Source organism: Lentilactobacillus dabitei (genome assembly GCF_019061365.1).
GTDB classification, from domain to species: domain Bacteria; phylum Bacillota; class Bacilli; order Lactobacillales; family Lactobacillaceae; genus Lentilactobacillus; species Lentilactobacillus dabitei.
On sequence record NZ_JAHPPD010000103.1, the window covers coordinates 1 to 8,255 of the forward strand.

General features: G+C 41.3%; 10 protein-coding genes. 7 read left to right on the forward strand and 3 right to left on the reverse strand.

Annotation, left to right across the window (positions count from 1 at the left end; genetic code table 11):
- Window positions 1–427 precede the first annotated feature (427 nt).
- The 5 genes from KTE19_RS11985 (at window position 428) to KTE19_RS12005 (ending at window position 4,337) form a co-directional block, all read left to right on the forward strand.
- Window positions 428–634 (forward strand): hypothetical protein, encoded by a 207-nt coding sequence (locus tag KTE19_RS11985; protein WP_217342375.1) that lies wholly within the window; start codon window positions 428–430, stop codon window positions 632–634.
- Window positions 634–1,215, forward strand: a complete 582-nt coding sequence (locus KTE19_RS11990) for an ATPase (RefSeq protein WP_217164498.1) — start codon at window positions 634–636, stop codon at window positions 1,213–1,215. The genes KTE19_RS11985 and KTE19_RS11990 overlap by 1 nt, the downstream gene beginning before the upstream one ends.
- A 266-nt stretch (window positions 1,216–1,481) precedes the next feature.
- Window positions 1,482–1,685, forward strand: coding sequence for a cold-shock protein (locus tag KTE19_RS11995; RefSeq protein WP_054748735.1), 204 nt, complete (start codon window positions 1,482–1,484; stop codon window positions 1,683–1,685).
- A gap of 200 nt (window positions 1,686–1,885) precedes the next feature.
- Window positions 1,886–3,619 (forward strand): pyruvate oxidase, encoded by a 1,734-nt coding sequence (locus tag KTE19_RS12000; RefSeq protein ID WP_217342376.1) that lies wholly within the window; start codon window positions 1,886–1,888, stop codon window positions 3,617–3,619.
- A gap of 115 nt (window positions 3,620–3,734) precedes the next feature.
- Window positions 3,735–4,337 (forward strand): nitroreductase family protein, encoded by a 603-nt coding sequence (locus KTE19_RS12005; RefSeq protein WP_217164504.1) that lies wholly within the window; start codon window positions 3,735–3,737, stop codon window positions 4,335–4,337.
- Between the two features lie 350 nt (window positions 4,338–4,687).
- Here the strand turns inward: KTE19_RS12005 and KTE19_RS12010 are convergent, their stop codons facing one another.
- Window positions 4,688–5,308 (reverse strand): hydrolase, encoded by a 621-nt coding sequence (locus tag KTE19_RS12010; protein ID WP_217164507.1) that lies wholly within the window; start codon window positions 5,306–5,308, stop codon window positions 4,688–4,690.
- A 283-nt stretch (window positions 5,309–5,591) separates the two neighbouring features.
- Between KTE19_RS12010 and KTE19_RS12015 the strand changes: the two genes are divergently transcribed.
- Window positions 5,592–6,146 carry an NADPH-dependent FMN reductase gene (locus KTE19_RS12015; protein WP_217342377.1) on the forward strand — a complete coding sequence of 185 codons (555 nt, stop codon included), beginning with the start codon at window positions 5,592–5,594 and terminating at the stop codon, window positions 6,144–6,146.
- A gap of 110 nt (window positions 6,147–6,256) precedes the next feature.
- Window positions 6,257–7,231 (forward strand): bile acid:sodium symporter family protein, encoded by a 975-nt coding sequence (locus KTE19_RS12020; protein WP_217164513.1) that lies wholly within the window; start codon window positions 6,257–6,259, stop codon window positions 7,229–7,231.
- 244 nt (window positions 7,232–7,475) lie between these two features.
- On the opposite strand, the gene KTE19_RS12025 is transcribed toward KTE19_RS12020, so the two are convergent.
- Together KTE19_RS12025 and KTE19_RS12030 are read right to left on the reverse strand one after the other, a co-directional pair.
- Window positions 7,476–7,790 carry a type II toxin-antitoxin system YafQ family toxin gene (locus KTE19_RS12025; protein ID WP_217165499.1) on the reverse strand — a complete coding sequence of 105 codons (315 nt, stop codon included), beginning with the start codon at window positions 7,788–7,790 and terminating at the stop codon, window positions 7,476–7,478.
- A complete protein-coding gene (locus tag KTE19_RS12030; protein WP_217342378.1) occupies window positions 7,787–8,053 on the reverse strand; it encodes a RelB in 267 nt (88 codons plus the stop codon). The genes KTE19_RS12025 and KTE19_RS12030 overlap by 4 nt, the downstream gene beginning before the upstream one ends.
- Between the last annotated feature and the right edge of the window lie 202 nt (window positions 8,054–8,255).

The window sequence follows — 8,255 nt, forward strand, 5'->3', positions numbered from 1 at the left end:
AGGGGACAGTGATGTCCCATTTATTCTGGATAAAAAAACTGGCATTGATGATTTCCATCAATACCAGAAAGTTTAGACCCATTTAAAGTAGCGCCCGGCTAATTGACGAACGGTTAGTCGGGCGCTATTTGTGTACGTAGTTTCAACTACTTAGAATATTTGGTCGCCAAACATTCCGTAACCTTAAGACTGTTAATCAGCCTATTTTCACGACTTGCCTGTTCAAAGGGCACCATTTTTTCAACCCGGTTCGTCAGCAAAACAACTGCGATCAAAACAGCCATTCACATTTACTAATATGGTCTCTCCGAATCAAACCAAGAGCATCTGTGATATCATATCATTAAGGATGATCAGTTATAGATGCAAGTAACCGATCAGGAAAAGTTATCCAATTAAGCAAGGAAAAAAATCGAGGTGATTTAGCATGCCAAGTCAAATCAAAGACCCTAAGAATGAACAATATTTAAATGATTTACTTGAAAGCGTCAAGGAAGTGCCAACGTCTGAACTGTTGAATCACGCATTATATGAAAAAGACCCAGCTAAAAAGGCGGTCTTTAAAGCCTTATATGAATACGTTATTGATGAACGGCAATCTAAAATCATTAATCAGAAAGGGTTTGTTATGTAGTGCCTCAACCAATTTACATTATTGTTGCAGGAGTTAACGGGGCCGGCAAAAGCACCCTTTATCAAACAGATCCCGATCTGTTTCTAAATACCCATCGATTAAATGCCGATGAAATTTTGCGAAACAACGGTGGTGATTGGCATCTCTTAAAAGATAATTTAGCAGCGATGCGTCAGGAGGTAACTCTCCTTCATCAAGCCTTGAATCGGCGGGAATCTGTTCATATTGAAACCACGTTAGCTGGAAATGGAAATACCCACCTCAAATTAATTCAAAAAGCCCATCAACAAGATTTTGAAGTTTATTTACTGTATGTGAGTCTTGAAAATGTCCAGCTTGCACTTGATCGGGTTCAAGAGCGTATTAATAAGGGTGGGCACGGCATTGCACCAGAACTAATAAAAAAGCGCTACAAACAATCTTTGAACAACCTCATACCAATTAGTGCTGAAGTTGATCAGGTTAAAATTTTTGATAACACCCAAAAATTAAAATTAGTTTACGCTCGGAATCATCAAAAAGTCGTTGAAAACAATTTGACCAGTTTCCCTTGGCTGCCTCCCGAATTACCAATGAAATAGCATTTATCGCTACAGGAATTAATAAAGCCAATTACAACGACACTTATGTAATGGCTTTGTGGATGCCGTCTTCATTGCATCGACAAAATCGTTGCAGTTGACATTGGCTAATTTAGGGGTTATAGTATTGTTAATGTGTTTTAGGTTTCCGAGTTTCAAAGGTACTTGTTTTATAGTTTTATGAAATAACTTCCTTGGAATCACGTTCAACTAGATGCATTAAAAAATTAAGTATGCGCTCAAAGCGCAAGGAGGTTTCATATATTATGAAACAAGGCACTGTTAAATGGTTCAACGCTGATAAAGGTTACGGCTTCATTACTACTGACGATGGTGACGTATTCGTTCACTTCTCAGCTATCAACAAGGAAGGCTTCAAGTCATTAGACGAAGGCCAAAAAGTTACCCTTGACGTTGAAGACAGCGACCGTGGACCACAAGCTGCTAACGTTACACCAGTTGAAGACTAATTATAGACTTTAATAAAACTTTGAAAGAATCAACCAGAAATGGTTGGTTCTTTTTTATGCTTAATTCACTTTCAGCTAACAAGTCAAAGCCATGTGAAATTCATCTCGCATCCCCTTACATATAAGCGTTTCAATTGTAACAAGCCTGTCCTATGACTATACTGGAATGTGGAACATAAATTTAATAAGGGGGAGATTACATGAGTCAAAATGGTGCAGACGAGCTAGTCGATGTATTAACTGACTGGGGTGTCAAACATGTTTATGGTTTACCAGGAGACTCAATCGATACAACGGTTGATGGCTTAAGAAAGCAGCAGGATAAGATCAAATTTATCCAAATTCGTCACGAGGAAGTTGGTGCCTTGGCTGCGGCTGCAGAAGCTAAGCTAACGGGTAAGCTCAGCGTTTGTTTGTCAATTGGTGGTCCTGGTGCTATTCATATGCTTAATGGGTTATACGACGCCAAAATGGATCATGCGCCAATGTTGGCATTACTTGGCCAAGTCAAATCAAACTTTTTGAATACAGGTTATTTTCAAGAAGTTAACACACCAAAATTATTTGATGATGTCGCCGTTTATAATCGCGAAATTAAAACAACGGCTCAACTGCCAAAAATTGTTGATGAAGCCATTCGAATGGCCTATGCCAAAAAAGGGGTCGCCGTTTTGACCATCCCTGACGATTTACCAGATGAACCATTGAAAAACGAGTATCATTCATCCGCCAAAGAATTTAACGTGCCAGAATCAGTTGCCCCGGCTGATCAAGTACAAGCAGCTGTTAAGTTGTTAAATTCAGCCCAGAAGCCAATTGTCCTGATCGGGAAAGGTGCCCGTGATGCGCACAAACAAGTGAAACAATTTGTGGAAACCTACCAAATTCCATTTATTCAGACCTTGCCTGCCAAAGGGATTATCGCTGACGACCATCCTAATTCATTAGGAAATGTTGGTAAGTTAGGGACCAAAGCTGCATATGAAGCCATGAAAGAAACGGATATGCTCATCATGATTGGCACTAACTACCCTTATGTCCCCTTCCTGCCAAAACCAGGCAAAGCAAAGTGTGTCCAAATCGAGTTGAACCCACTGAACCTGAATCGGCGATATCCAGCTGACGTTGCCATCAACGCCGACGCGGGCAAAGCCGTTTCTCAAATTCTTGCGAGTGGCCTCAAACCAAGTGACGGCAAATTCCTGAAAGCCTGCCAAGAAAGTATGGCAAACTGGAACAAGTGGATGCATGGCAAACGCGCCCTCGATAGCGAACCGATTGCGCCGGAAAGTTTGTTTGATTACGTTCACCAAACAGCTCCTGATAATACCATCTTTTCAATTGATGTCGGCACGGCAACCTCATGGAGTGCCCGTTTCCTGCCAATTAGCGAAAACCAGCAATTCGTGATCTCTGCAAACTTAGGCACAATGGGCTGCGCGCTGCCAGGGGCACTTGCTGCTAAGGCGGCCTCCCCAGACCGGCCAGCCATCGCAATCAATGGCGATGGTGCCTTTGCAATGGTCATGCAAGACTTTGCCACAGCCGTTAAATATCATTTCCCAATTATTGATATTGTCTTAAATAACCAAAAATTCGACTTTATTGAATACGAACAACAAGAAGCCGGTCAATTGAATTACCAAATTGATTTGAAGGATATGGATTACGCAAAATTTGCTGACGCTTGTGGCGGTGTCGGCATCACTGCCAAGAGTAACCGGGAATTCCGGTCTGCGCTTGACCGGGCCTACAAGATTACTGACCGCCCTGTCTTAATCAATGCCTACGTGGCTGATAATGCGCCGCTTCCAGGCAAAATTGTCAACAGTGAAGCAGCCGGCTACATGTCTTATGGCCTCCAATACGTCAGCGAAAAACATAAGTTGCCGGAATTACCCCCACTAAAAGATATTATGAGACAATTCTTCTGATTAATAAGGATTTTGAGTTTTCACTTTACTTACTTATAGTAACTGGTATAATGAATCATACGCTATTTTTAAGTAGTGAATCTATCTATAACTAATAAAGGAGTTTATCTGACCTATGAAAGAACAATTATTAGACCTTGCCAAGAAGCGCCGCTCAATTTATGCATTAGGACGCAACGTTTCTCAATCTACTGACGACATTGCTAACTTGATTAAGGAAAACATCAAGTGGGCCCCTACCCCATTCAATAATCAAACCACTCGGGCCGTTATTTTATTTGGCGACAAGCATGAACAACTTTGGGATATCGTTGCCAAGCGTTTGAAGTCAGAGGTGCCAACCAAAGAAGCCTACCAAAAGACTTTGGCCAAGATCAACGGTTTCAAGTCAGCATTCGGGACTGTCATGTTCTATACGGATACTGATGTTGTTCACCGTTTTGAAAATGACTTTGCCCTTTACGCTGACAACTTTGCCGACTGGTCAGAACAAGCTCAAGGAAACGCCCAATTTGCCGTTTGGACATCTCTTGCCGAAAACGGTCTTGGTGCCAACCTGCAACATTACAATCCACTGATTGATGACGAAGTTCGTGACGCATTCGGAATCCCTGAAAGCTGGAATCTCCGCGCAGAAATGGACTTCGGCTCAATTGAAGCCCCAGCTGGCGAGAAGGAATTCATGGATGACGCCAATCGGTTCAAGGTACTGAAGTAAACTATTTGAAATGTTATTTCACTGAGCACCAAAAATAGGAATCACTTTTTCGTTGATGAAGAAAGTGATTCCTATTTTTTTGCATAAACTTGGAATGGACTATTTCAAAAAACGTAGGAGCTTGTTCTCCGCTACATGGATTAGAACCGTTTCTCCAAGCAGAAGTTGTTCTCCGTCATATAGATTAGGACTGCTCCTCAAAGCAGAAGTTGTTCTCCGTTATATGGATTAGGACCGCTCCGCAAAGCAGAAACTTGCACCTAAGCACCTTCTACAAAAATCCCAAAATCAGGGATTTCTGTAGAAGGAGACTTAGGTTCCAGTTTCTAACCGCTTTGCTCCGCTCACTTTTATTCAGCCAGTGACGTAAACGCCCCATTCTCCAACAAATCGGCCACAAAATCTGGTACCGTATCCGTTCTGTTCCAATCCCGCTGCAGTTCACAGATTAATTGTGGAATTGTAATCAGGTGAGCACCGGCTTGTTCCACCCGTCGTAATGCCGTTTCGTGGGCGATTGTTGACGTTCCGCCGACTGCATCCACAACTGGATAGACTTCAAAGCCTTCCGAAATCGCATCAATTGTTGGGAATGTCAAACAAGCTTCTGTCCATAATGCCAACATGATAATCTTCTTACGGCCCGTTGCTTGAATGGCATCATAATATTCCTTATCTTCCCAAGCATTGATCGAAGTTCGATCATAGGTTGGAATATCGCCAAGTTCCTTTTTAATTTCTGGAGCGGTATCTTTATTTCGGCCAGTCTTCACATTTACTGTTGAGAGCACCACTGGAACATGGTATTGCTTAGCAACCTTTGCAACTAAAGCGGCATTATGAATTAAATCCGCATGTTTCATTGAACCAATCGAATTGATTTGAGTTGGTTGGTAATCAATGATTGTCAGTACCGTATTATCTGAAGCAAGCAGACGGTCGTCCGCACCACGTTTTGCAAAACTTGTCATAATCAAACCCTCCATTATCAATTCATTGCATATTTTGTTTACGCTTACATAATACCCCAAAAGCTTGTGAACTACGAGAATTTCGACTTGCTCAATCCTAGCGTAGCCAAATTATGCCAATACAAATCATTTCACAATGTCAGTAAACCATCCCATCATGATTAGTTGACCAATCTGAATTATCAGTTAAAATTAAGCTGGTTATTTTTTCACAATTATCCCAACCAGATTAACTTGATTTAGGTCATTTTGGTAACTGTCATCATTTATGGAGGATACATTTATGTCAAAGAAAATTGGTGTCTTAGTCGGTAGTTTAAGAAAAGGTTCATATTCCAAAGCAGTTGCTAAAGCATTGGCAACTCAATTCCCATCAGATTATGAAATAGCATTCATCAAAATTGGAAGTCTCCCTTTCTTCAATCAAGATTTGGAAGAGACCCATAATGAGCCGGGAGAATGGCAGGAATTTCGCCGGCAAGTTCAGGCCTGCAACGCATTTGTCTTCGTCACCCTGGAATATAATCGCTCTGTTCCAGCAGTTTTGAAAAACGCCATCGATGTTGGTTCCCGCCCCCGAGGCCAAAACGTTTGGGATGGTAAGCCAGCATTAGTTGTCAGTGTCACCCCCGGAGCCACTGGTGCATTTGGAGCTAATCACGCCCTGCGCCAATCATTGGTCTTTTTAAATATGCCGACGGTTCAACAACCTGAAGCTTATATTGGCAGTGTTACCAAATACATCGATCCAGATGGGAAGATCACTAATCCCGGTGAGTTGAAATATTTCCATTTATTGGCGGACGCCTTGGTAAAATACATTGACCACCTTGGCTAAAGGTATTTGTTGATTATTTCTGAAGATTCGTTCGATCCATTATTAACGAAAGTTCCTTCCCACTGTTCAACTAAAGCAGGGCAACCACTCCGAGATTTGGAGGAATGCTTATGCAAGCAGTATCAAAAGTTGGTAATTGGATGAGTAAGTGGTTTACGTTATTGGTCATCTTATGGGCCGCGGTGAATTATTTCTTACCCCAAGCAAGTTTATGGATCGCCCCAAACACTTCTTATCTATTAGGAATCATCTTGTTTGGAATGGGACTGACATTAAGCAAAGAAGATTTTGCCCGAATTTTGAAACGACCGGTTCCCGTTATCCTCGGAACAATTGCCCATTATGTCATCATGCCTTTTATCGCATTCTTACTTTGCCAGATCTTTCATTTAACTGGGGCAACCGCAGTCGGCGTTATCTTAGTTGGTTCATGCCCAAGTGGAACTTCTTCTAGTGTGATGGCCTACTTAGCTAAAGGTGATATTGCTTTGGACGTTTCAATCGAGGCCCTTTCAACCTTGTTAGCACCAATCATGCTGCCATTTTTACTTCAATTCTACGCAGGCCGTTACGTTGCCATTCCAACAACCTCACTATTCCTGAGTACCCTAAAGATTGTTGTGATCCCAATTGTTTTAGGGGTTGTTGTTCACAGTCTCTTCAGTAAGCAAGCCGCAAAGGTTAACTTGGTCTTGCCACTGATTTCTCAAATTGCCATTCTTGCGATCATCGGTGCTGTACTTGCAGCTAACCACAATGATCTGTTCACCGCTCAAACTGCTTTGGTGATCCCAGTCGTAATGCTCCATAACTTAAGTGGCTATGCACTTGGCTACGTCTTCGGTCACCTGATTCGTCTTCACCAGCCACAACGAAAGGCCATAACTTTCGAAGTTGGGATGCAAGATTCCAGCTTGGGCGCTACGCTGGCAATGAAGTACTTTGTTCCAGCAGCGGCCATTCCATCAACGATCTTCTCAATCTGGCACAACATTTCCGGTTCAGTTCTTTCTTCCTGGTGGCGTCAACATACCACTGAAGAAGTTCACAAGACTGTTAATGCACCAGTTGCCAATAATAACTAATTTAGTATTGAGAACACATATTGTTTTACCCCCTGACCGGGACACATAGAAAAGGATCATTATAATAGGAAGAAACCCATCAAAGTGGATTCGAGTTCATCGACTTTGATGGGTTTCTTGTTGGTTTTTAGTTTTCTTCCTTTGAACTATTCCAATTATAGTAATTAATAGTTGCTTATTTTGAAAAACATGCTTAATTCTGAATCTAGTAATTCTAATTAATGTCTGAAGCACTCATAAAACCCTAATCCCTCGATCTAGTTTTCAAAATATCATGCTGGCCTGTATCAATTAGTACTAAAACTAATTCTTCATTATCAACTCGATAAACAACAATCCAATTATCATAATCACGACCAACATTGCTATATCTACCAGGATGAAATTCACTATACCCTTTCCAAGTGCCATTTAAAGCATGAACTTTAATTCGTTGCATTACATCCTCATCATTCTCAATAATTGCGCCTAAACAATACATAATAAGCTCTACTGGATAGTGTTTCTTTTTAAGCCTCTTATAACTCCTCTTAAACCGTGGAACTGCCCGATATTTCATTCATTTAAGTCCTTCCACAGTTCTTCCAGCGAGTCATAAGTTTTTCCTTCGCCATTCTCAGCCTCTTTTTTTGCAGCCTTGGCTTCTGGTGTATCCAAAAAATTAATAAACTCTACCTCATGATTAGCAGCTTTTGCGATAGAGTACCGCATGTATTCTGATAGCGTAATATCATATTTTGCCAAATATTCCTTTGCTCGATCTCCTAGTTCCTTACTGGCTCGAGTGGAATATGTCTTTTCACGATTAATCTTTGTTGGCATACAGCGCACCTCTCGTATACTATTGTCTTCCTTGCCTACCACTGTTTACATGAAATATTATAAACTATTTGGACTTATTTACAAGGTAACTGATTTTTTGTACTAAAAAACAGCCCACCAAGTTGAAGTGCAACAGAAAAGTTAGACAAGTTTAGATATTGATTTAAGCTACCATGGCTTGATTCCTGTATTCTACAGGGGT